The following is a 26,353-nucleotide window of genomic DNA, read 5'->3' on the forward strand; positions in this document are numbered from 1 at the left end:
AAAATAGATGCATTGAAAATTCAAAACAAAATAATACATAAAACAACAAAAAACATTAAAAAATTAGAATATATATTGCCAAAATAGACAAAAACATGTTTTTTTGTGTATAATCAAACTAAAGAGATATAACTACTAGGAGGGATTGCAGTGCGTAAAAGTAAATTGAAAAGTATATTATCTTTAATTCTATTTTTAACAATTTTTTTAAACGGTACAATTGTATCAGCATCTAATGAAAGGGATATACTTTTCAAGAATATATCTATTAAGGATGGATTATCTCAAGCAACTGTAGAGTCGATTCTACAAGACAGTAGGGGGTATATGTGGTTTGCTACTAATGACGGTTTAAATAGATATAATGGTTATAATTTTAAGGTTTATAGAAAAGAGAGAAAATCTACTAAGGGATTAACTAGTAATTATATAAGTAAAATAATAGAAGATAAGCAAGGTTTTATATGGGCATCAGCCTATGGTGGTGTTAATAAAATTGACGTTGAAAATGAAACTATAACTCAATATGTTCAAGGAGAAGATAAAGGAAACATATCTAATAATAATGTTAATGATATTTTATTAACTAAAGATGGTAGGATATTAATTGCAAATTATAGTGGGATAGATATATATAATGAAGAAACAGATAGTTTTGAATCTTTTACTAACGCAGAAAAGAATCTTAAAAATGAGGTTGTTTTCTCACTTGCAGAAGATAAAGATGGTTATATCTGGGTAGGTACAGAAAAGGGGTTAGACAAGCTTACCTCCACAGGAGAAAGTGTTGAAGATTTTATATATGATGATAAGTTTGAGAACTGTACTAATAAAAGTGTTCGAAGAATCTTTTGTGATGAAAATGGATTAGTATGGGTAGGTACATATAATGATGGATTAAAAAAAATTGATGTAGTTAATAGAACTATCAAAGAATATAGATATGATCCAAATGACAAAACATCATTACCTAATAATTACGTACGAAACTTTCTTAAAGATAACATGGGTGATTTATGGATTTGTACAGGTGAAGGACTAGCTAAATATTCTAAGGAAAAAGATAATTTTATAACTTATTATAAAAACTTTTCCAATGAAAGAAGCTTAATAAATGATGAGACATTTACTGCATATCAAGATAGAGGGGGGCTAATATGGGTTGGAACATATGCTGGTATAAGTATATTTGATCCAAGTATTAAAATGGATACTTATACAAAGGATGACCGTCTTGGAGATAATACACTAAGTGAAAATGTTATTCATGGTATTTATGAAGATAAAAATGGATATTTGTGGGTTGGAACTAACTCTAAAGGTGTGAATGTAATAAATCAAAATACAAATGATGTTTATCATGTAAATACATCTACTATGAAAGGATTCTCTAATGATTCCATAAACATAATAAGTGGATATGACAACTATATCTATATTGGTACTAATAATGGATTAAATATTATTGATATAGATAAAAAGGAAGTTAATGTAGTAGATGTAGAAGATGGTTTATCTGATAAGTTTATTAAAAGCATACTGATAGATTCTAAGGGATATGTATGGCTTGGGACTACAAATGGATACAATATATACAATCCTCAGGATGGAAGTATTAAAAATATCGATACTTGGTTAAAGAGTAAGGGAGTAAGAGATACTTATTGCAGTGTTATATATGAAGATAAAGATGGAATATACTGGATTGGAACTTTCTACAATGGTGGCTTTATAAAAATTGATCCAAAAACAGAAGAAGTAAAGATTTTTTATAGTGATGAAAATGACGATGAAGCATTAAGTGATGATGTTATTAGAAGTATAGCAGAAGATGAAGAGGGGAACCTATGGATTGGAACAAGAATAGGATTAAATAAGTTTGATAAAGATGAAGAGAAGTTTAAGACTTATACTACAGAAGATGGTTTACCCAACAACTATATATATGGTGTACTAATAGATGATGATGGTAATCCGTGGATGAGCACTAATTCAGGAATATCAAAATATGATGTGAAAAATGATACTTTTGTTACATTAGACATAACTGATGGACTTCAAAGTAATGAGTTTAATGGAAATGCTTATTTTAAATCTAAAAATGGTAAGTTCTATTTTGGTGGTGTAGGAGGACTAAATGCATTTTACCCTGATGAAGTAATAAACGAAGGTTATCTACCTAAGCTACAATTTGATGTCTTTAAACTTAATGGTAAAGAAATACAAGATATACATAACCAAAAGTTTACTCATACAGATAATACAATAAGTATTAGAATGTTTCTTCCTGATTATAAAAATACTAATAGCATTAAATACTATTACAAAAATCTAAAGTCAGATATGGATGAATGGATACCTATGGAAAGTAATGAGATAACCTTAAGTAATCTTTCTCCTGGTGACTATAAGTTATTATTTAAAGCTAAAAGTACTAATGGTTCTTTTAGTGATGAAGAAACTATTGAATTTACAATCAAGCCTCCATTTTGGAGAAGTAACCTAGCCTTATTAATTTATATAGTGATAATTATTTTAATCTTTATCAATGAACGAAATAAGCTTAAGAGACTAGATTTGTTAGTTCATCAAAGAACAAAAGATCTTTCTGATGAAATCAATAGGAGTAGTGAATTATATAATAAATTAATAGACTCTGAAAAGAGAAAGAACAATTATTTTGTAAATTTATCTCATGAACTTAGAACTCCATTAAATGTTTTATCATCTACTGAACAGTTGATAGTGAATTTAAATAATTCTGAAGAAGGAATAAATCGAGATAGGTTAAATCACTATATGGAAGTAACGAAAAGGAATATCAATAGATTACTTAAAATTATTAATGATTTAATAGATACGTCTAAGATTGATAGTGGAAAATATAACTTAAATCTTAAAGAGAATGATATTGTATCTGTTGTAGAAGATGCTGCATTAACTTTGGTGGATTATGCTAAATCAAAAGGTATAGATTTAATAATAGACCCATACATGGAAGAAAGAATTATTTTGTGTGATAATTATGAAATTGAAAGATGTATAGTTAACTTAGTAAGTAATGCTATAAAACATACACCTGAAGGAGGTAACATAATTGTTTCGTTGGAGGATATAGGTAATAATGTTTCAATAAGTGTAAAAGACACTGGTGAAGGAATAGCGGAAGAAAATCTTGAAGCTATATTTGATAGATTTAGTCAAGTAATTGATAATAAGTCTGAGATCAAAGGTGGAAGTGGATTAGGATTAACAATTACTAAGAAGATAGTTAAGCTACATAATGGCGAAATATTTGTTAAAAGTGAAATTGGAAAGGGCAGCACATTTATAATAATATTACCTATCAAGTAGTAAATAGTGAAAGGTGAATGATTAGTGTAAAAGATGTATCAATATGGCATTCTTTTGTACAATTACTCACCTTTCTTTTTTGTTATTGAATTAAAAGTTGGCTCCGTTCCATCCCCAGTTATCTACCTCTTCAAATTTTACATAAATAGATTTTGGAGGTATATTAAGTTCCTCTTTATATAAGTCACAAATCTCTCTAGTAGCCCTATTTAAAGAATCCTCTGTAGCACGTCCAAATAGTTTAACTTCGATATAAGCTCCATAGTCTAACTTTTCACCTTTAAAATATAGTGGGAAGTTATCTTGAAAACCTAACATTAAGAATTTTTGTGACTTTCCAGGTATTTCATCTATAATTTTTCCTAGTTCATCTTTTAAAGACTCCTTCTGATTTTCAGAAAGAGAAACTGTAACTTTTGAATCAATAAATGGCATGTACATCTCCCTCTCTTTTTTTATTAATATTTCAATAATATATTGTACTTTGATAAATTGTGTGAAAAAAAGTTAGAAAATTATGGTAATTATATTTTAACATTCAGTTTTTCTAATGTAAAGCATCTGACAACTTTTATTTTTTAATAAGTTACTATGTTATAATATATTCAATTTTTTCATAAAAAATTACAAGTATGAATAATTTTTTTCCTTAATGTTTACAAATAAAATCTCTTTAGCAATTTATAAATCATTATGATAAAATATATCTGATAAAATAGATAATTATTATGAAATTTGGAGGATGGAATAATGGCGTTGACTCCTATGATGAGACAATATGTAGAAATTAAAGATAAATACCAAGATTGTATACTTTTTTATAGAGTTGGTGACTTCTATGAAATGTTCTTTGATGATGCAAAGGAAGCATCAAGAGCTTTAGAGTTAGTTTTAACAGGAAAAGATTGTGGATTAGATGAGAGAGCCCCTATGTGTGGTATACCATTCCATGCAGCAGCTACATACATTCCTAGATTAATTTCAAAAGGATATAAGGTTGCTATATGTGAGCAGGTAGAAGATCCAGCTTTATCTAAAGGATTAGTTAAAAGAGATGTAATAAAGATAATTACTCCTGGTACATATGTAGATACTAACGCTACATTAGAAAATTTAAATACATACCTAGTAGCTATATATGAAGATGGAAATAATATAGGATTAGCTTCTACTGATATTAGTACAGGAGAATTTAAAACTACTTCCTTTACTAATTTAAGAACAACTCTTTTAGATGAACTTACAAAGATTAATCCTAAAGAGGTAATTGTAGATGTTAATATGCCTGAAGAATTAGCACATGAAATATATACATATACTAATGCACTGATAACTAGGAAGCCACTAGATAGCTTTAAAGTAATTGATAGTGAACTTATAAATCAATTCTCAGAAGCTGAGGTATCAGGCCTTGAAGAAGCTTCAAAAAATGCATCTAAGGTATTATTAAAGTATATATATGAAACTCAAAAGATGAGCTTAACTAATATAAACTTTTTAGAGAAATACGATATTATAAACTTTATGACTATAGATGGAAATTCAAGAAGAAACTTAGAACTTACAGAAAGTATAAGAGAAAAATCTAAAAAGGGATCTCTTTTATGGGTATTAGACAAAACAGCTACATCTATGGGAGGAAGATCACTAAGAAGATGGATAGATGAACCTCTTATAGTTAAGGAAGAGATAGAAAAGAGATTAGACTCAGTAGAAGAATTATTTAATGATATTGCTTTTAATGAGGATATAAGAGCTTCTCTTAAGGAAATATATGATATAGAAAGAATCTTAGGTAAAATTTCTTCATGTAATGTAAATGGACGTGATATGGTATCACTTAGAACATCTTTGGATAAAATACCAGGCATTAAGGAACAACTTAAGAACTCAAACTCATTACTACTTAAAGAATACTATAACAATTTAGATGAGTTAGATGATATAAGAAAAATATTACATGAAGGAATTTTAGATGATCCATCAATTGCCTTAAAGGAAGGTAACATTATAAGAGATGGTTATAATGAAATGGTTGATGAGCTAAGGGGAGCAAAGCTTCATGGTAAGGAGTGGATTGCTTCATTAGAAAATACTGAAAGAGAGTTTACTGGAATTAAATCCTTAAAGGTAGGATATAACAAAGTATTTGGATACTATATAGAAATATCTAAAGCAAACTATTCTTCTATACCAGAGGGAAGATATATAAGAAAGCAAACCTTAGCAAATGCAGAAAGATATATTACATCTGAGCTTAAGGAAATGGAAGATAAAATATTAGGTGCAGAAGAAAAGCTTGTAAACTTAGAGTATGAACTATTTGTAGAAATAAGAAATAAGGTAGAAAGTCAAATAGCAAGACTTAAAAAGACAGCTCGAATCATTGGTAACTTAGATTCACTATCTACTCTAGCATTAATTGCTTTAGAAAATGATTATATTAAGCCTAAGATAAACGAAACTGGAGATATCCATATAGTAGAGGGAAGACACCCTGTAGTTGAAAAGGTAATTAATAAAGGTGAGTTTGTAGCTAATGATACTACATTAAACAGAGAAGATAATCAATTATTACTTATAACAGGACCTAACATGGCTGGTAAATCTACATATATGAGACAGGTAGCCTTAATTACTTTAATGGCACAAATGGGATCTTTTGTACCAGCTAAGGAAGCTAATATATCTGTATGTGATAAGATATTTACAAGAATAGGTGCTTCTGATGACTTAGCAGGTGGTAAGTCTACATTTATGGTAGAGATGTGGGAGGTATCAAATATATTAAAGAATGCTACATCAAAGAGCTTAGTATTATTAGATGAAGTAGGAAGAGGAACATCTACCTATGATGGTTTAAGTATAGCTTGGGCAGTAATAGAACATATTGCTAAGAATAATGATTTAAGATGTAAAACTCTATTTGCTACTCACTATCATGAACTAACTAAGCTTGAAGGAATGATTAAAGGAGTTAAAAACTACTCTGTAGCAGTTAAAGAGATAGAAGATAACGTAATATTCCTTAGAAAGATTGTAGAGGGCGGTGCAGACCAATCTTATGGTATAGAGGTTGCTAAGCTTGCAGGACTTCCTAAGGAGGTTATAGGAAGAGCTAAAGAGATTCTAGAAGGGTTAGAAGGAGAAGGTAGTGTAGAGGTATCTCATAAAGAGTATGTAAGAGAAACTGCTGTTGCTATAGATAATTCTAAGGTAGAAGAATTAGAATGCAAGATAAATGAATTAAAGTCTATAAACAAGGAATTAGAAGAAAAACTTAAAGAAAAGAAGAAGATAGAAACTTCTGCTCCAATGCAAATTGACTTTACACAAGTAGAAAAGGATGCCTTAATTAATGACATTGTTAATTTAGATGTTTTAAATATGACTCCTATGGATGCTATGAATACATTATATAAATTGATTAAGGATGCAAAGAGTTTAAATTAGGAGATGGTTGTATTTGAAGAGAATAAATCTTTTAGACCAAAATACATCAAATAAGATAGCAGCTGGGGAAGTTGTTGAAAGACCTTCCTCCGTTGTTAAGGAATTAGTTGAGAATAGTATAGATGCAAATTCAAAGAATATAACAATAGAAATTGAAGAGGGGGGTACCACTTTTATTAAGATAATAGATGATGGAGATGGTATTCATCCAGAGGATGTTAAGAAAGCTTTTCTTCCTCATGCCACAAGTAAGATAAAAACATCAGAAGATATATTCTCCATAAGTACCTTAGGTTTTAGAGGAGAAGCTCTTCCTTCAATTTCATCAGTATCAAAGGTAAATATTAAAACAAGAACAGAAGATAATGACTTTGGTAAAGAGCTTATAATAGAAGGTGGAGAGTTTATATCCTTCGAAGAGTGTGGAGTTAACAAAGGAACTACTATAGAGGTAAGAGATATATTCTATAATGTACCTGCTAGAAAGAAGTTTTTAAAGAGTATTTCAAGAGAGGCTTCTATAATCACAGACATAATAAATAGAATTGCCTTATCTAACCCCAAAATTAGTTTTAAGCTATATAACAATGGCAAGAAGGTTTTACATACTTATGGTAATGGAAAGCTAAGTGATGTAGTTAGAACTATATACGGAAAGACCATAAGCGAAAACACTCTTTACTTTGAACATGTAGAAGATGAAATTACTCTATATGGCTATATAGGAAAAGAAGAAATATCTAGAGGGTCTAGAAATAACCAAAGCATATTTGTTAATGGTAGATACATAAAGCACAAGACTTTAGTAGCTGCTGTAGAAAATGCTTTTAAGTCCTTTAGTACAGTTAATAAGTTCCCATTCTTTATTTTATTTGTAGAGGTTTATCCAGACTTTGTAGATGTTAATATTCATCCAACTAAGGCTGAAATAAAGTTTAAGGATGATAGAATTCTATTTAAAAAGGTTTTTGATGCTGTACATTCTGCATTAAAGGAAGATGTTTTTAAGACATTCTCTGTACCAGAAGAAGAAAAGGATGTATACAAGCCGGAAGAGATAGAAGAGATAAAGCTAAATATACCTCTGAGGATGGATGAAGAGGTTACATTTAAGAAGTATGACCCTCAAGAGGTAACAGAGGTTAAGCTTCCTATAGACTTAAAGCCTGAAGTTAAATATGAGCCTTTAAATGAGCTTGTAAAGGAAGATAAGGTAGAACTTAATGTTGAATTAAAAACAAAGGAAGAGACTGTTAATGAAGCAATAAAGAATAAAGGAACACCAAAGTTTCCACCTCTTAAGCTTATAGGTCAGTTTAATAAGACTTATATTTTAGGGGAGTATGATGAGGTTCTATACATGATAGATCAACATGCTGCTCATGAAAAGATTCTTTTTGAAAGATATCTTAAAAGTATAGAAGAGGATACATTAATAGTTCAGCCTTTATTGTTACCTACCTTAATTCACCTATCAATTGATGATTATGCCTTTTATGAAGAGAATAAAGAGGTGTTTTCTGGGGCAGGATTTACATTAGAAGACTTTGGTGGAAATACCCTTTATCTTAAAGAGGTTCCATACTTTTTAGGAAAGTTAGATCCAAAGGAGCTTTTCTTAGGAATACTAGATAATATTAAGGAATTAGGAACAGGTAAAACTACAGAGGTAAAATATAATAGGATTGCTACTATGGCTTGTAAGTCTGCAGTTAAAGGGAATGATAATTTATCTGATGTTGAAATGGTAAAGCTTATAGAGGAGTTAAGATACATAGATGATCCTTTCCACTGCCCACATGGTAGACCAACTATAATTAAGTTTACAAATTATGATTTAGAGAAAAAGTTCAGAAGAATAGTATAAGAAACGGTGAAATTGATGAAGAAAAAGATACTTGTTATTGGAGGACCTACTGCAGTAGGTAAGACAGAATTATCAATAGAATTAGCAAAGAGATTAAATGGAGAAATAATTTCTGCTGATTCAATGCAAATATATAAATATATGAATATAGGTTCTGCTAAGGTTTCAAAAGAGGAAATGAATGGTATACCTCATCACTTGATAGATGTGGTAGACCCATCAAAAAACTTTTCTGTTGCAGATTATAAAGAACATGGAGAAAAAGCAATAAAAGAAATAATATCAGAGGGGAAACTTCCTATTATTGTTGGAGGTACAGGGTTATATATAAATTCTTTAACCTGTAACATGAACTTTACTGAAGCAGAGAAGGATGAAGAGTATAGAAAAGAGTTAGATAAATTAGCAAATGAACATGGAAATAACTATATACATGAAATGTTAAAAGATATTGACCCTATAAGCTATAAAGAAATACATGCAAACAATAGGAAGAGGGTTATAAGGGCATTAGAGGTATATAAGCTTACAGGTAAGCCATTTAGCTCATATAACGCCGGAGATGACTTTTATAATAGCGAGTATGATATTTATTACTATGTGCTTACAATGGATAGAGAAAAGCTATATAATCGCATAAACCTGCGTGTTGATATTATGATGGAAAAAGGTCTTCTTAATGAATGTATAAAACTAAAAGAAATGGGGTATACTTCTTCTATGCAATCAATGCAAGGAATAGGATATAAAGAAATACTCTATTATTTAGAAGGTGATGTAAAGCTTCAAGAAGCAATTAACATGATAAAGCAAGGTTCAAGGAATTATGCCAAAAGGCAATTGACATGGTTTAGAAGAGATCCAAGGGTTACTTTTTTAGACAAGGATATACTTTCCAATGTAGAAATATTAGAGAAAATTATAGGTGACATTGGAAATAAATAAGCTTATAATATTATGTAATATGAGAGATAATGGAGGTGCTTTTATGAATAAGCAACAAAATAACCTACAAGATATTTTCTTAAATAGTGCAAGAAAAAACAAGATATCAGTTGTAATATACTTAACTAATGGATTTCAATTAAAAGGTATTGTTAAAGGGTTTGATTCTTTCACTGTAGTATTAGACCAAGAAGGTAAGCAAATGCTTATATATAAACATGCAATTACAACAGTAACTCCAGCAAAACCAATTTTATTTACGGGTGTTCAAGAGGAAAATGATTTTTAAAAAGAGTGAAAGCGTGGCTTTCACTCTTTTAATTTGCTATAATCAATAGAGAATATAAAAACATGGAGGAGAAAAATGTTAGATAATACTAAAGATTTATTAAAAGAAACCTATGGTTTTAAAGAAAATACATTTGAACTTTATGAAAGAGCGTTAAAGGATTGTGAAGAACAATTTAAAATGTATGATGAGATAAGGGAATTTAACCAAATGAAAGTGTTAAAAGCTTTCCAAGATGAAAGAATTAGCGATTCTCATTTCACTAATTCATCAGGATACGGATATGATGATATTGGTAGAGATTCTTTAGATAAAGTATATGCAAGAATATTTAAAGCTGAAAGCGCTATTGTAAGACCTCATTTTGTTAATGGCACTCACGCTATTGGTTCAGCTTTATTTGGTAACCTAAGACCAGGTAATACCCTTCTATGCGTTTCAGGAAAGCCATATGATACATTACATAACATTATAGGTATTTCAGGTGATGAAAATATAGGTTCATTAAAGGAATATGGAGTAAATTATGGTCAAGTTGACTTAACTGATGAAGGTAAATTTGATTTAGAAGGAATAAAAAAAGCTTTAGAAGATCCTTCTGTTAAAATAGTACATATCCAAAGAAGTACAGGTTATGGGTGGAGAAATTCCTTCAGCGTAAAAGAAATAGGAGAAGTAATTTCATACATAAAAGATATAAGAAATGATATTAACGTATTTGTAGATAACTGCTACGGTGAATTTATAGATATAATAGAACCAACAGAAGTTGGAGCTGATATTATTGCAGGCTCTTTAATTAAGAACATTGGTGGTGGTATAGCACCAGCAGGTGGTTACATTGTTGGTAAGAAAGAGTTAGTTGAACAAGCATCATATAGATTAACTGTTCCTGGAATAGGAGGAGAGTGTGGAGCTACATTTGGTCTTATGAGAACTTTATTTCAAGGACTATTTTTAGCACCTCATATAGCAATGGAAGCTGTTAAAGGTGCAGTTTTCTGTGCTAGAATTATGGAACTTGCAGGATTTGAAGTTAAGCCAAGATTTGACGAAAAGAGAAGTGATATAATTCAAGCTATAAAGTTTGGAGAGGCAAATAAACTTATAAGATTCTGTAAGGGAATTCAATATGGTTCACCAATTGATTCTTTTGTTGAATGTGAACCATGGGCAATGCCTGGTTATAAGGATGAAGTTATAATGGCAGCTGGTGCATTTGTTCAAGGATCTTCTATAGAATTGTCTGCTGATGCTCCTATTAGAGAGCCATATATAGCATATCTTCAAGGGGGATTAACTTTTGACCATGGCAAGATTGGTGTTTTAATAGCTTTAAATAATGTACTTAATAACTAGATATTAATTTTATAATTTCCTTATCTTTAGTAGGAATGGTGGAGATATTTGTTTTGATGTGACTTAGATCGTAAGGACTTAACAAGCAAAATAAATATCTCTCCACCTTTTTAATTTGTTTTATATATTGAATTTTCTATCTTTATATATTTTACATTCTCTTTTTTGTCTTTATATTTTATAAGTAGATAGGCATCATATATATCATGTACTGATAGTAAAACGCTAACACAAAAAAGAGCATATACAACCATACTAGTAGAGAAGAAAATCAGCGTTATTAGAGTTATAACAGACAAGCTTAATAAAGGTAATAATAAGGAAAATAGTAACCTTTTTCTCGTAAGTGGTAAATTATAAATAGCAAAAAAATCTAGATGCTTCTTATTAAAACCTACATAAAGGTTCTCATCATTATAACTTCCGGGGTAAGCTAAAATATGTATAAGAATATGAAGGGGAGTTATTATTAATAATGATAAAGCTAAAAAGGCTAAAAAGTAAAATGCATAATGTATAAATTTATTGTGGTAAGTATACATCATAATTCCTAGTCCAAAGCATAAAGGATAAAATAGTACTAGGAAGATTTTAAAAGTATATATTAAATATTTATCTTCAGATATAGGGTGAATGTTAGTAAATTTATATTTAGTCTTAACAATAGGATAATTATTCATTAAATAATTCATGCTTCCTCCAATTAAAAAAGAGCTATATATAAAATATATAACTCTTTACATATCAATATTACTTAATATTGCCTAAATAATCCTACAAGCTTTCCTAATATGCTACAATCCTCAACTATAATTGGTGCCATTGAATCATTTTCTGGTTGTAATCTAATTGAATCTTTTTCTTTGAAGAATCTTTTAATAGTAGCTTCATTTTCTATTAAAGCTACTACAATTTCTCCATTTAAAGCAGCATTTGTTTGTTCTATAATTGCTAGGTCACCTTCACGAATACCTGCATTTATCATAGAATCTCCTGTTACCTTAAGCATATATAATTCTCTATCATGCTTAATGAAATCTAAAGGTAATGAGAATGTGTCTTCAATGTTTTCAGTGGCTAAAATAGGCAATCCTGCAGTTACTTTACCTACAATAGGGATATTCAACATTTCTCTTTTAGTCGAATTTAATTCAACGATTTCTAAAGCTCTTGGTTTTGTAGGATCTCTTTTAATTAATCCTTTTTTCTCTAATCTTTTTAAATGCCCATGAACAGTAGAAGTAGATTTTAATGAAACTGCTTCACAAATTTCCCTTACTGAAGGAGGATATCCTTTATTTTCTGTATATGTTTTTAAAAATTCGTATATTTCCTTTTGTTTATCTTTACTTTCTAACATAACCACACCTCTTTTAAAAAATTATATCATATTCTAATAAATATATCAAACTTATGTTCTCAAAACTAATGTTCTTGTATAATCTTATAGAAATTTGCTTATTATTATAGTATTTGATATAATGAACTTTGATTATTTGGGAAGGTGGTGTATTCCTATGGGAAAATATACTGAAGATGATTTTTGCGATTTATACGAAAAGAAGATATGCGATAATTGTGGTAAATGCCTTGAAGAACAAGGTATAGATATAAGAGCCATTAAGATTGAAGATATAGCTAAAACTGTTGAAGAAAATAAATTTTTAGAAGAAGAATATAAAAAGGAGCTTCTTAAAGCAGAAGACAAAGAAGATATAGATGAAGATTCTAATGTTGATTTATTAAAAGATGCTTATGAAAAGTTATCTAAGGAATCAGGTATTGATTTCACTTCCTTAGATGAAGATTATGAAGATGCATTTGACCATATTGAATACTTAGATGAAAGTTTCTTTGAAGAAGAAAACTTAGAAGAAATGACAGAAGAAGTATTCCCAGGAGTAAGAAAACTTAAAGGAAAAAGTAAATAATTAATAGGAATAAAATCACCCCAATCTACAGAAACTAAGTAAAGAAAAGTAGATTGAGGTGATTTTTTATGAAAAAGAAAAAATTATTAGCATTAGTATTAGCATTAGGCTTAGCAACATCTACAACATTTATTGGATGTAATAAAAATACAGCTGAAAATGCAGGAGATAAAATTAAAAATGGTGCAGAAGATGTAGGTGATGCGGCTAAGAGAGGGATAGAGGACGTTGGTGAAGGTATTAAAAATGTAGGCGAGGCCGGAGTTGGTCTTTTGGATAAGGTTACAGATAATTCAATGACATATAACGAAGATGACTTTAAAAAAGAAATAGAGAAAAAGGGATATAAATTAACAGAAATAGAAGACACTAAATCATTATTATCAGTAGAAAATGATGATTATACTATAAACGGAGACAGATTATCTATTTATGAATATGAAGAAAGTGCAAAGAGTACTTTAGAAGGTGACTTAAAAAGCATAACTGATAATGGAATGATGATTAATGGTAATAAAACAAGCTGGACCAAAGCAGCTCATATTTATAAAAAGGGTAGATTAGTAGTTATCTATGATGGAAATAATGAATCAGTTTTAACTGCTTTAAAAGAAATTTTAGGAGAACCATTATTATAAAAATTTTATATTAGGAATTCAACATAAATAAAAGCATGGAACTAATAAAAGTTCTGTGCTTTTATTGTACTATTATGTAGAATTACTTTACATAATATATATTATGAATTTTATTTGTAATATTATTAGAATATTTATAATACAATATAAGGAAATAATACTAGGGAAGGTTTAGCTATGAAAAAATTTCTTTATAAATATCCTTTAATTTCTGTAATATTATCCAATATGATCACATCATTTATAATTCTTTTTTCACTAAATAATGATAAATTCTATTTACTTTCTGTTATTATTATTAATTTATATATAAATAATTGGGTTTTAAATAAAGGAATAAGCTTAACTAAAACTAAGATAATTCTTATGTCCATGAGTTTTTATGGAATGTTATTAATAAGTATTCTATGTAATAAATATATGGGTATTATAAAAATGTAGGTAAGGGGAGAGTATAAAACTCTCCTTGCTTGTCTATAATTTAGATAAAGGATTTGACTTAACAGCATCCCTAAGAGCATCATCATCAATATGGGTGTAGATTTGAGTTGTTGATATATTTTCGTGTCCTAGAATGCTCTGTAAACTTCTTATATCTACATTACCATGCTTATACATTAGGGTAGCAGCAGTATGTCTAAGCTTATGAGGAGTGTACTTTCCATCAACTATACCAGCATTACCTATATGTTTTTTTACTAAAAGTTCAACAGTTCGTTTGTTTATAGGTAAGTTTCTGTTTGAAAGAAATAGAAACTTCTTGTTTTCATCAGATACTTTAGAAATATCTCTAGAAGAAAGATAGCTGTTTATAGCCTTTAAGCAAGCTTCATTAAGATAAACTGTACGTTCTTTATTTCCTTTACCAATGATAGTTAATGTATCACCTTTTATTTTATCAATTTGTATTGAGCAAAGTTCTGAAAGTCTCATTCCGCAATTTAAAAATAAGGTTAAAATACAATAATCTCTGTTATAGTTTTTATCTTCTTGATCTAAGGAGGAGAGTAGATCTATACTTTGTTCTAGAGTTAGATAAACAGGATGTCTTTTGTTTATTTTAGGAGATTCCAACTCTAAGGTTGGATTTTCATCAATTATTTTCGCTTTTCCATTAAGGAACTTAAAGAAGGATTTTAAGCAAGCTACCTTTCTAGCTCTGGCATATGTTCCGTTATCCCTTTGTTTTTCAACAAATGAGAGAAAGGCATATAAATCTGTTAACTTAATTCTTCTTACAAAATCATTATCTAAGTCATTTATCTGAATTTCTTCAAATTCTAAATCAGGATCATTAACTAATCCTTTATAAACTTTCATAAATCTAAAAAATAATGTTAAATCTATAGAATATCCATTGATTGTATTTTTTGATTTTCCTTTGATTGTTTCTAAGTAATTTAAGAAGTCTACCATATAATTTGGATATTTTGAGTCTTGAGAAATATCTATACCAAATTTATTTGATATTTCCTGACCTTTATTTAAAGGATTAGATAAATTTAAATCAGAGTTTTTATTTTTTAACTTAGAAGCAGTTTTTAAATCTCTATTTAATCCAAGTTCCTTTAACCATATTTGAACAGCTCTTGGAGTAACATTATATATTTTTGATAATTCTGTAGTGGTAAGTTTATTTTTATAAGCAAGTATGTATAAGTCCTCAATTATAAATTCATATCCACGTTCAGAATTTAAATCATAATAGTTAGAATAAACTTTATGAATTCTTTTTCTATCTGCATTTGTTAAATTCACTTCAAAAAGAGGAAGAATTTCTTCAGGATATTCGTAATTTTTATATTTTAGAGTTTTATTTCGTATTTTTTTCATTTTTTTCACCTTTACAATATAGTCTTAAACCTTGATTTTATTATATCATAGGGTTTTTTCTCTTTCAAGTACACGAAATGTAATAAATGTATATTTAGCGAAATTATTTTTGAGCAAAAATATAGTGATTTTTAGAGAAAATATTAATATTTTAATATTTTTTGTATATAACCACTTCTTTTTGATTTTATTTCTTTCGACTTTAAATATGCATTAGGAATTTGATTTTTTAAACAAATGAAATTATACAAAAAATATATTTAAAGTTTTCATTCGAATTAGTATTTGTATGTTTTTGTAAAACTTTTATCGTAAAATCTGTTAAAATCGAAATTGCTAAAAATATTATAATTTTAGTATTTAATATAATAAAAAGTATTATAAGTGTTTATTATCATAATATAGAATAAAATTATATTTTAATATTATAAATACATAAATAGCAAAATATATAATAAAAGTAAATTACATGTATTACTAAGGTCAGATAAGGTAAAATAAAAACACAGAAATAAAAATCTATATTTTTTAAATGCTTATTAATTATTGTAAGAAATAAGTATAACAAACAAGTGATCCATAGCTATTATAATAAACAGTAATAAATGCCCTGATTCTTGGATATACAAATAGTAAAGAATTTATTTTATCTTAATATTTTTAGCTTTCACTACTTTCCTCCTCCATTACTGCAAGGCACTTATTTATTATATTACATTAATTTATTAATTCTTCAATGATAGCATTAGGGTTAATAATCCTAAATCTTTGTTTACCATACTCTTCTGAAACGCATTCTGATTCATAAGCAGTTTTATCAGCTACTTCAAGAAACTTTTCAAAAGTTATACTATTATCAGCTTGACATGCCAAGGCATATAATCCTGCAACATAAGGAACTATAGAACTCATGCCACCCCATGAGTCGTAAGCATATTTATCTTCCCCCAAAAAAGAAGCATAGGTTTTCTTATCTGTTGGAACATATAAAGTGTCATCAGGAGCATTAGTATAAAAATATGGCTTATAATTATTAAAATCATTAACATCTCCATAAGATGTTCTTGTTAAGCTTTGAAACTTATTAATATTATTTCCTGGTATTAGGCATAACACCTCAATATTATTTTCTTCAGCTTTTCTTATAGCCTCCTCTAATTCTACAGAACCTTTTATTATTTTACCATCTTCAGTATACTTACTTGAATAACCACTAGAAAATGATATAACTCTAATTTTATTATCCAATGTTTTATTTAGTTCAATAATATTTAAAATATCTTCAGCTGCATGAGTAAAATCTTGTTCTTTTGTTTCATAATCATAACAATCCTCAGCTACGAAATAAAGGTCAGCATTAGGGGCAACGCCTACATTCTTTCCTACTGCGATTGAAGCCATTTCTACTCCGTGCATACTAGCAACTTCTTTTTCTTTAGAAAAAGCTTTATAAAATTTTAGATTATCCTTTATCTCTACGTGATCTACTAATAATGTTTGATCTATCATAGCTATACCTACACCTGCGCCATTATAACCTTTATCATGTACTTCTTGTAAGTTTAGCTTCTTTTCTTTTCCTTCTTCTATAAGTCTTTGAGGGTCAAAACCTTTAGGTAAGTATTTTGGCCACTCCGTTAAATCATCAAAATTCATAAAATCATTTAAATCAGATAATGATAATCTATTTAGATATTGACTGTCCACTTTAGTAGTCCTTAAATCTATAATCCCATAGATATCTTTTCCGTATTTAATATTATCAGCCCTTTCATTTTGGCCTTTTTGCATTAATGTAAGATTATTCCTTGGATGATTTTGAATATACCCATTTTTCCAAATATCATTATTGGAACAAGATATTAATAAACATGATGATATTATGAAAGTTAAAATTAAAGACATTGACAATATTTTTTTCATACATACCTCCTACTTTCCTATTATACTTCACTCTTTTATCTCATTATATATATTATATAGTAATATATTACATATATCTTGGTTAAAAAAGCTATAACACATATAAAAATGCATTATAGCTTTTTCTATCTTATTTACTCATATTTTTTAGCAAATCTGCAAAAGGATTATTATTAAACTCCTCTGCTTCTTTTTTCATCTTTTTCATTATATTATTAACTACCTTCTTATCTACCTTAGCACTTTTGTCAAATCTCTTCTCAAATTGGCTAGCCTTTTCCCTAAAATTACAGTTTTGTCCTGGGCATACGTAGATTTTTCCTTCTCCATGCCCTCTAAGTTCTAACCTCTTCTTGCATTCTGGACATCTTGCATTAGTAAGTCTAGCTAAGTTTTCTCTATAGCCACATTCCCTATCTTGACATACTAGCATTCTTCCGTTTTTACCGTTAACTTCAAGCATATACTTTCCACAGTTAGGGCATCTTTTTCCTGTTTGATTATCATGATGGAACTTATTTGTTCCCTTTTTTACATCTTCTACTAATGATGTAGCATATCTTTTCATGTTTTCTATAAATGCCTTATCATTTGTTTTTCCTCTTGATATATCCTCTAAGTCCTTTTCCCACTTAGCAGTAAGTAAAGGAGATTTTAATTCTTCAGGAACAAGCTCTATTAATTGTATTCCCTTAGATGTAGGATAAATATCCTTCCCCCTCTTCTCTATTACAAATGAATTAAATAACTTTTCTATTATGTCTGCTCTAGTTGCAACTGTTCCAAGGCCACCAGTCTCCCCTAATGTCTTTGCTGCATCCTTCCCTACATTTATATACTTATGTGGATTTTCCATAGCAGATAGTAAAGTTCCTTCATTAAATCTTCCTGGAGGAGTTGTTTGTTTCTTTGTAAGCTCTATCTTTTTTATATTTACTTTATCATTAACGTTTAATGTAGGTAATTCTTGCGTTCCCTCTTCATCATCTAAATCTTCTCTTCGATATAGAGCTTTCCATCCCTTTTCTAAGGTTGTATTTCCTTTAGCTAAGAAAATCTCTCCATTTATGTTTACCTTTATTGTAGTTTGTTCATATTCATATGGTTGTAACATTACACTTAAGAATCTTTTTACAACTAAATTATATATGTTCTTCTCTTCTGAGCTTAAAATTCCAAGGTTAAGCTTTTCTTCTGTAGGTATAATAGCGTGGTGATCACTTACTTTTGAGTTATCTACAAAGCTTTTATTTCCTTTAACACCTTGTTTTAATAACTTATCTGCATATGCTCTATATTCTCCTACTGATATTCCCCTTAGTCTATCTGGTATTGTAGGTAAAATATCAGATGAAATATATCTAGAATCAGTTCTAGGATAAGTTAATAATTTGTAGTTTTCGTATAATCTTTGCATTATATTAAGAGTTTGCTTTGCTGAGTATCCCCAAATCCTATTAGCATCTCTTTGTAGTTCTGTTAAGTCATACAATGCTGGAGAGTATTTTTTCTTTCTACTCTTTGTAATATCTATTACTTCTCCTGTAGAGTTTTTAGTCTTATCTAAAATAGATTTAGCAACCTCCTCCTTGAAGATATTAGTGTTGCCCTTTGTACTAACCAATGAAAGGGCAAACTTATCAGTTAGGGCTTTTAAATTGTAGTAATCCTCTGGTTTAAAGTTTTTAATCTCATCTTCCCTATTCACTATCATAGCTAAGGTAGGTGATTGTACTCTTCCTGCTGATAATTGAGCATTGTATTTACATGTTAAAGCTCTGGTTACATTCAAACCTACTAGCCAGTCTGCCTCTGCCCTACAAACTGCTGCCTTATATAAATTATCATATGCTCTACCATCTTTAAGATTCTTAAAGCCATCCATTATAGCCTTATCTGTTTGAGAAGATATCCAAAGTCTTTTTATCTTCTTTCTAACACCAGACTTATCTATTATCCATCTTGCTACTAGCTCTCCTTCTCTTCCCGCATCAGTAGCAATTATAATTTCATCTACATCATTTCTAAGTAGTTGTTTTTTTACTTCATTGTATTGCTTACTTGTTTTCTTTAACACTGTAAGCTTCATTGGCTTAGGTAGCATTGGCAATGTCTCCATGCTCCACTTTTTATATTTATCTCCATAGCCTTCTGGATCCATTAGTCCTACTAAGTGACCTAACGCCCATGTTACTATGTATCCATTCCCTTCTATATAACTTCCTTTATTATTCTTACATTTTAAAACTCTAGCAATTTCTCTTCCTACAGAAGGTTTTTCTGCTAGTACTATCTTTAAATTCATATGCTTCCTCCTAATTCATTGAAGTCTTTAACCTTCATTATAAACTAATGAAAGGAAAAAATATATATAAATAAGCAGCCATAATTATATGACTGCTTTATAACGATCATCCTCTAGAACTTTATTTAATAAATCTTGAGTTGAATTACTTTCATCATTAAGTAGAGATATAAACACCTCATTAGAATATCCAAATGCATAGGTAAAGTTGTCACTATATTTAATAATAGTTGCGCTTTCCCTTCTCTTATCTATATTCCAAAATATGAGATGAGGTATATTTAAATTAGCACAGCTCCACTTTTCTTTAATTCTTTCAAATTCCTCTGCGTTTACAAAGTAAGGGGTATCCTTATTGTTACCCTTAGAAAGCATTGAAATTTTACAACCTGGATCTATTATAAATAAAAGTCTCGTTGGAATGTGTTCTTCATTTATTCCATGTTTTATAGCTGCAAAAAGTATTAAATCTAAAGCTGCCTCTACATTTATTTCATTACAAACTGAAGCTTTCACTATTTCCTCTACATTATCTTTCATGTTATCCATATCAATTTTTTTAAAGTTAGGTTTAGGTTTCATGGTAATTATATGCTTCTTATACCTACCTCTATTTTCTCTTAAAAAATATAATATAGTTCCTACCCCAGCATATAAGGTATTTATATTCTTATTATTTATAAAATTCTTTGAGGATAACCCTAAAGATACTATTGTATCACCTTTATATTCTTTTATATAACTCTTATACTCATACAAGGATGAGGCATGTCCGTTTTTTATAAAGTCCTCTACAAACATATAAGGGAAATTTTCGTCTATAAGACTCTCTTTTAATCCTATCCCTCTATACCCTAAGAATTGCCTATAGAGCTCTCTATATTCCTTATATCTACTATAATCATGTTTTAAAAATGCATTTTTATATTTATTTATAGATTTAAAGGTTATATTACCGTACTGTATACCTTCCCAATTTCCTTTACTCATAGAACTTTCTACTATATTTAATTTTTTTCTAAGTTTAGATAGTGTTGTTCTATATTCTTTCGAAGACATATTAAGTAATAATCTTGTTTTCCTTCCTAACCTTCTTGATTCAGATGAAGAAGTATTTTCAGATTTTAACCATTTTGCCAAAGTACTTGGGGCTAAAGAATTTAAGTCCTTGTTTAATGTATCTTTTATAAGTTTTATCGTTTCATTCTCAAGCTTAGTATCAAATAAAGAATACAAGTCATCCCATCTACCATAGTATGGTATTAAGGAAAGGTTTTCTTTAAGTATATGAGAGTTTATATTACCTAAATAGTTTAAACATACCCTAAAAACTTTTCTCTCTCCAAGTCCCTTTTCTTTATCTCTAATAAAAAAGAGAATTTTAAGAGCCTTTTTCTCATCTTCCTCATAAGCCTTAGAAAAGAACTCTATTATATCCTTTTCATTTATATTTCTAAGAAACATTCCCTTTGAAAAGAAGTTTAAGTTATGTATAGATGTATTATCTATCTCTACTATTTCATTGTAATCTTCTTCAAGATCCTCATATAAATTTTCATCAATATTAATTATTTCATCTTTTAACTTATTAAATAATTCAAAGCTCACATATAATCCCCCTTAAACACCACAAGACACATTATGCCCAGCTAATAAATTAACTGAGCATAAATAAGCTGTAAGTGTCTTTATTAAACAAGATACATATTTTATTAAGCTGTTAGTATCTTTACACTATCATGTATATGCAGTTTTTTATTTAATAGTACATTTTAATGATTAAGTAAACTTAAGAATTTTTAACTTCTATAATTCTTTTTATAAGGCTTTCATCTATATACTCTGACTTTGAAAATCCTTTTCTAAAATATCTTATTTGCTTATATTTAACCCCATTCATTTGGAAGTCTAATATATCTATTCTATCTCCCTTAAAAACTATTGGTTCATTTTTACCTTTTACTTGTATTCTTAATTCCATATAAATTGTCTCCTATAATGATTTTGTATATTTACACTTTGGATAATTTGTACATCCATAGAAAAATCCATATTTTCCTTCTTTCTTTTGTAATCTACTCTTATATATTGGACAGCTTTCATTATTCTCTGTTAATTTTAATATATCTTTTCTATCTATTAATGTAACATTATTAGCCTTAGCCAAGTTTCTTGCGTTTTCAGTAAAACTACTATTTGTAATTACCATTGCTCTATGTGCTTTATAGTACTTTATAGAAGCTACTGCTTGCTGTACTGCCTCTACACCAACATTTTGATTCCACCTCTTAGCTTGAACTACAATCTTTTCTCTTCCTTTTTTAACAACAAGGTCTGCACCATAGTCACCTGTCTTTGGTGTTAAGTGAGTTTTATATCCCTCCTTCTTAAAGTGTAACTCTAAAAATTCTTCAAACTCTTCACCTGTCATCTTGTCTACAATGTTTATACTTGCATGATAGAATCTTTTATTTCTCCAACTTTTATATTTATGAAAAATAATTTCTACAACTAAAAATAATATAATTGCGTAATTCAATTTTAGTTTACCTGCTAGTGATAATATACCTAAAATTAAAAAATAAATTACATACAATAAAAATCTTGTTTGTTGTGTTCTGTTAAGTCTTCTCTTCAATTAAATCTCCTCTTTTCTGCTACGTCTACTACAAATTAAATATTATATTGTAATACTTATTATATATTAAATTTTTACCCTTTTCTATTGTTTATAGACAAGGATAAATCTTTATTATTTAGGAATACTACTTTTAGAGACTTTTTTTAGGGAGGATGATATATTTGGCAACGCTTAAAAAGTTTAAACCCTATTTCTCTTCTTTAGGGATTTTAGTGTTTATTGCTCCTATCTTTATGATTTTAGAAGTTTTATGTGAACTTATTCAACCTTATTTGCTTCAATTAGTAATTGATAGAGGAATAAAAAATAATGATAAAACTCTTATAGTAGAGTTAGGTGCTTTAATGATATTCATAGCTGTAGTTGGAGTTTTACTTGGAATTTTAAATACATATAACTCTAGTAAAATATCAACTGTTTTTGCAATGAACCTAAGAGAAGGTACCTTTGATAAAATACAAAGACTTTCTTTTAGAAATATTGATGAATTAAGTATTTCTAATCTTATTGTTGTGTTAACAAATGATATTAATCAACTTCAAAACTTTGTTATGTCAGGTACTAGAATATTAATTAGGTCACCACTACTTTTTATTGGAAGTATAATTTTAGGTATTATAACAGCACCAAGATTATCTCCAATTTATTTAGTTATTATTTTAGCTATTTCCACTGTATTATTTCTTATCATTAAGAAATCTTATCCTTTGTTCTATGGTGCTCAACAAGGGTTAGATGATATGAATACTACATTAAAAGAAAACTTTGATGGCATTATGGCAGTAAAGTCATTTGTTCAAGAAAATAATGAAAAGGAAAAGTTTAAAGGTAAAAGCTCAAACTTAGCAAAATTAAATACAAGTACCTCTAGAATTGTAGGTACTGTTTTACCTATATTTTTAGCATGTATCAACCTAGGTATAGTTGCAATTTTATGGTTTGGTGGTAAATCAGCTATAAATAATGTTTTACCAATAGGTTCTTTAGTTGCATTTATAAATTATTTATCACAATTATTAGTTGCCCTTATAATTGCAAGCTTATTATTTATGAATTTTACAAGAGCTATGGTTTCAGCAAAGAGAGTTGAAAACATAATGAATGCCACTAGTGATGTAGTGTTTATGAACACATCTAAGAATGCTGATGATATTAGAGGAGATATTATCTTTGAAAATGTATCCTTTGATTATGATGAAACAGATGGATTTGAGGAATATGCCTTAAAGGATGTTAATCTTCATATTAAAGAAGGAGAATTTGTAGGTATTATAGGTGCTACTGGCTCTGGTAAATCCACTTTAGTAAATTTAATACCAAGATTCTATGATCCTACATCAGGGAAAGTACTTTTAGATGGTATGGATATAAGAAATTACAATGAGGCTACCCTTAGAAAGAATATATCTATTGTACTTCAAAGTGCTACTCTATTCTCTGGAACTGTAAAATCAAACATAGTTCAAGGGAATTTAGATGCTGTGGAAGATGATATAACGAGGGCAGCAAAAATTGCACAAGCAAAAGAGTTTATTGATAGATTACCTGAAAATTATGAATCTATAGTATATCAAAGAGGTAATAATTTATCTGGTGGACAAAAGCAAAGAATCTCCATTGCTAGAGGTTTAGTTGGTAACCCTAAAATACTAATTCTAGATGATTCTACCTCTGCCCTTGATGCTAAGTCTGAAAGCTTAGTAAAGAAAGCTTTAAACAGAGAATTGAAGAATACTACTACCATAATGGTTGCACAAAAGATATCTTCAATAATTGATGCTGATAAGATAGTTCTTATTGACCAAGGACAAATACTTGCAGTAGGAAACCACGAAGAATTAATGAATAATAGTGTCCATTATAAAAACATATATAATACACAACTTGGAGAGGAGGCTTAGTATATATGAATAACAGAGGCTTAAAGTTCATATTATCATATTTAAAAGAACATAAAACTAAGCTTATAATCATAAGCTTTTCTATAATTGTTTATACCTTAACTAAGCTTATAGGTCCTTTCCTAATGGGATATATAATAGATAATTATATAACTATACCTAATGTTGACGGTTTGCTTAGATGGGTTATTATTTTATTTTGTGTATATGCTATATCATCACTAGCAGGATGGTTCCAAAACTATGTAAATGCTGACGTAGCAGCACAAACTGTAAATAAGATTAGAACTGATCTATTTAATAAAATAGAAACATTATCACTAAGATTTTTTGATTCTACTCCACATGGTGAGTTATTAAGTAGATTTACTAATGATATAGACAATATTGGTATAACTCTATCTAATAGTATAATTGAGCTAACTTCTAACTTAATTCAATTAGTTGGGGTACTAATATTTATGCTAGTATTAAATGTTAAATTAGCCTTAATAACTTTAATTGCCACACCATTCCTAGCTATAATTGTAACCTTTTTAATTAAAAGAACTAGAAGGTTATATGGAGAGCAGCAAGGAAAGCTTGGAGATCTTAATGCCTATATCGAAGAAGAGATTTCAGGACTTAAGGTAGTTAAAGCCTATGGTCTAGAAAATGAGGTTATTAGAAGATTTCACGAGAAGAATAAAAGCTTTAAAGATACTGCAATAAAAGCGCAGTTTACTTCTTATTTAATGATTCCTCTTATGAATGGCTTATCTAATGTAACCTTAGTTTTAATTATAGTATCTGGTTCTATGCTTACCTTAAAGGGTGATGCAAGTATTGGACTTATAGTTACATTTATAAACTTTGCTAGACTATTCTTTCAACCAATAAACCAAATGTCTAATCTTTATAATCAATTAGGATTAGCCTTTACTGGTGCTGAAAGAGTTATGGATATACTTAAGGAGGAACCTGACATTAAAAATACTCCTAATGCAAAGGAAATAGATGTTTTAAATGGATATGTAAATATGAAAGATGTATCTTTCTCCTATAATGATGAAAAGACTATTCTTAAAAGGATAAATATTGAAGCCTTTAAAGGTGAAAAGATTGCAATTGTAGGACCTACAGGATCAGGTAAAACAACTATTATTAATCTTTTAAATAGGTTTTACGATACTAAAGAGGGTGAGATATATTTTGACGATTTAAAGATAAAAGATATAAACTTCTACTCTTTAAGAAAAAGAATAGGTATTGTTCTTCAAAATACTATTCTTTTTAGTGGAACAATTAAAGAAAATCTTTTATTTGGAAAAGAAGACGCAACTGATGATGAAATTGAAATTGCTTGCATTAAAGCAAACATACATGATTATATAATTAGTTTACCTAAAGGATATGATACAGAAATAACAAGTGATAGTAATGTATTTAGTAAGGGACAAAAGCAACTTTTATCCATTGCTAGAACTATCCTATCTAACCCTGATATATTAATACTAGATGAAGCTACAAGCAATGTAGATATGATCACAGAACAAAAGCTTCAAGAGGCCATGAATACCATGATGGAAGGAAGAACATCCTTTGTCATAGCTCATAGACTAAAAACTATAATTAATTCTGACAAGATTGTTGTAATTAAGGATGGTAAAGTAGTTGAAGAAGGAACACATAAAGATTTACTATCTTTAAAGGGGTTCTATAATGAACTATACCAAAACCAATTTTCTTCATTAAAGGGAATTGTAAATGAATAAAAAGGGGAAGTAGATATTTATTTTTCTCCTTCCGTGGCAAGCTTCCAAGTAATATAAAAATAAAGGGGCTGTCGCACTAAATAATTAGTGCGTAGCTCTTTTTTTTGTAAAAAAATAAATCCCAAACTCTACGAGTTTAGGATTTATGATAAAATATTCT

General features: G+C 28.9%; 20 protein-coding genes. 11 read left to right on the forward strand and 9 right to left on the reverse strand.

The window, feature by feature from the left end; translation table 11 throughout:
- Positions 1–150 precede the first annotated feature (150 nt).
- On the forward strand, positions 151–3,354 hold the full coding sequence (locus KIB46_RS05315; protein ID WP_291671098.1) for a sensor histidine kinase: 3,204 nt from the start codon (positions 151–153) through the stop codon (positions 3,352–3,354).
- Between the two features lie 90 nt (positions 3,355–3,444).
- On the opposite strand, the gene KIB46_RS05320 is transcribed toward KIB46_RS05315, so the two are convergent.
- A complete protein-coding gene (locus KIB46_RS05320) occupies positions 3,445–3,789 on the reverse strand; it encodes a phenylpyruvate tautomerase MIF-related protein (RefSeq protein ID WP_156561063.1) in 345 nt (114 codons plus the stop codon).
- A gap of 315 nt (positions 3,790–4,104) precedes the next feature.
- Here KIB46_RS05320 and mutS point away from each other — a divergent pair, with 315 nt between their 5' ends.
- The 5 genes from mutS to KIB46_RS05345 all read left to right on the forward strand — a co-directional run bounded on the left by mutS (position 4,105) and on the right by KIB46_RS05345 (position 11,267).
- Positions 4,105–6,807: a DNA mismatch repair protein MutS gene (mutS, locus tag KIB46_RS05325; RefSeq protein ID WP_291671099.1), complete on the forward strand. Its 2,703-nt coding sequence runs from the start codon at positions 4,105–4,107 to the stop codon at positions 6,805–6,807.
- 13 nt (positions 6,808–6,820) lie between these two features.
- Complete coding sequence (gene mutL / locus KIB46_RS05330; protein WP_291671100.1) at positions 6,821–8,674, forward strand: DNA mismatch repair endonuclease MutL; 1,854 nt, start codon at positions 6,821–6,823, stop codon at positions 8,672–8,674.
- Positions 8,675–8,689: 15 nt separating this feature from the next.
- Positions 8,690–9,619, forward strand: coding sequence for a tRNA (adenosine(37)-N6)-dimethylallyltransferase MiaA (gene miaA / locus KIB46_RS05335; protein WP_156561066.1), 930 nt, complete (start codon positions 8,690–8,692; stop codon positions 9,617–9,619).
- Between the two features lie 43 nt (positions 9,620–9,662).
- Complete coding sequence (gene hfq / locus KIB46_RS05340; protein ID WP_156561067.1) at positions 9,663–9,908, forward strand: RNA chaperone Hfq; 246 nt, start codon at positions 9,663–9,665, stop codon at positions 9,906–9,908.
- A gap of 75 nt (positions 9,909–9,983) precedes the next feature.
- Positions 9,984–11,267, forward strand: a complete 1,284-nt coding sequence (locus KIB46_RS05345; protein ID WP_156561068.1) for a methionine gamma-lyase family protein — start codon at positions 9,984–9,986, stop codon at positions 11,265–11,267.
- A gap of 110 nt (positions 11,268–11,377) precedes the next feature.
- On the opposite strand, the gene KIB46_RS05350 is transcribed toward KIB46_RS05345, so the two are convergent.
- Together KIB46_RS05350 and lexA are read right to left on the reverse strand one after the other, a co-directional pair.
- Positions 11,378–11,959 carry a metalloprotease family protein gene (locus KIB46_RS05350; protein ID WP_291671101.1) on the reverse strand — a complete coding sequence of 194 codons (582 nt, stop codon included), beginning with the start codon at positions 11,957–11,959 and terminating at the stop codon, positions 11,378–11,380.
- Positions 11,960–12,021: 62 nt separating this feature from the next.
- A complete protein-coding gene (gene lexA / locus KIB46_RS05355) occupies positions 12,022–12,633 on the reverse strand; it encodes a transcriptional repressor LexA (protein WP_291671102.1) in 612 nt (203 codons plus the stop codon).
- A gap of 151 nt (positions 12,634–12,784) precedes the next feature.
- Between lexA and KIB46_RS05360 the strand changes: the two genes are divergently transcribed.
- The 3 genes from KIB46_RS05360 (at position 12,785) to KIB46_RS05370 (ending at position 14,277) form a co-directional block, all read left to right on the forward strand.
- The gene (locus KIB46_RS05360; protein ID WP_291671103.1) at positions 12,785–13,198 is read left to right on the forward strand and encodes a hypothetical protein; all 414 of its coding nucleotides are present in this window, start codon (positions 12,785–12,787) and stop codon (positions 13,196–13,198) included.
- A 68-nt stretch (positions 13,199–13,266) separates the two neighbouring features.
- Positions 13,267–13,836, forward strand: coding sequence for a hypothetical protein (locus tag KIB46_RS05365; protein WP_156561072.1), 570 nt, complete (start codon positions 13,267–13,269; stop codon positions 13,834–13,836).
- 177 nt (positions 13,837–14,013) lie between these two features.
- A complete protein-coding gene (locus KIB46_RS05370; RefSeq protein ID WP_156561073.1) occupies positions 14,014–14,277 on the forward strand; it encodes a hypothetical protein in 264 nt (87 codons plus the stop codon).
- Between the two features lie 33 nt (positions 14,278–14,310).
- Here the strand turns inward: KIB46_RS05370 and KIB46_RS05375 are convergent, their stop codons facing one another.
- The 6 genes from KIB46_RS05375 to KIB46_RS05400 form a co-directional block, all read right to left on the reverse strand.
- Complete coding sequence (locus tag KIB46_RS05375; RefSeq protein WP_291671111.1) at positions 14,311–15,252, reverse strand: tyrosine recombinase XerC; 942 nt, start codon at positions 15,250–15,252, stop codon at positions 14,311–14,313.
- A gap of 1,134 nt (positions 15,253–16,386) precedes the next feature.
- Positions 16,387–17,592, reverse strand: coding sequence for a S8 family serine peptidase (locus tag KIB46_RS05380; protein ID WP_291671104.1), 1,206 nt, complete (start codon positions 17,590–17,592; stop codon positions 16,387–16,389).
- Positions 17,593–17,722: 130 nt separating this feature from the next.
- Positions 17,723–19,897, reverse strand: a complete 2,175-nt coding sequence (locus KIB46_RS05385) for a DNA topoisomerase III (RefSeq protein WP_291671105.1) — start codon at positions 19,895–19,897, stop codon at positions 17,723–17,725.
- Between the two features lie 84 nt (positions 19,898–19,981).
- Entirely contained in the window at positions 19,982–21,505 is a 1,524-nt protein-coding gene (locus KIB46_RS05390; RefSeq protein WP_291671106.1) for a DUF2828 family protein, read from the reverse strand.
- 181 nt (positions 21,506–21,686) lie between these two features.
- Positions 21,687–21,878 (reverse strand): hypothetical protein, encoded by a 192-nt coding sequence (locus KIB46_RS05395; RefSeq protein ID WP_156561078.1) that lies wholly within the window; start codon positions 21,876–21,878, stop codon positions 21,687–21,689.
- A 12-nt stretch (positions 21,879–21,890) separates the two neighbouring features.
- On the reverse strand, positions 21,891–22,535 hold the full coding sequence (locus KIB46_RS05400) for a restriction endonuclease (protein WP_291671107.1): 645 nt from the start codon (positions 22,533–22,535) through the stop codon (positions 21,891–21,893).
- 164 nt (positions 22,536–22,699) lie between these two features.
- Between KIB46_RS05400 and KIB46_RS05405 the strand changes: the two genes are divergently transcribed.
- A complete protein-coding gene (locus KIB46_RS05405; RefSeq protein ID WP_291671108.1) occupies positions 22,700–24,439 on the forward strand; it encodes an ABC transporter ATP-binding protein in 1,740 nt (579 codons plus the stop codon).
- 5 nt (positions 24,440–24,444) lie between these two features.
- Positions 24,445–26,193: an ABC transporter ATP-binding protein gene (locus KIB46_RS05410; protein ID WP_291671109.1), complete on the forward strand. Its 1,749-nt coding sequence runs from the start codon at positions 24,445–24,447 to the stop codon at positions 26,191–26,193.
- Positions 26,194–26,353: the final 160 nt, after the last annotated feature.

Origin of the sequence: Clostridium sp., assembly GCF_018372875.1 — a bacterium.
Classification (GTDB): domain Bacteria; phylum Bacillota; class Clostridia; order Clostridiales; family Clostridiaceae; genus Clostridium.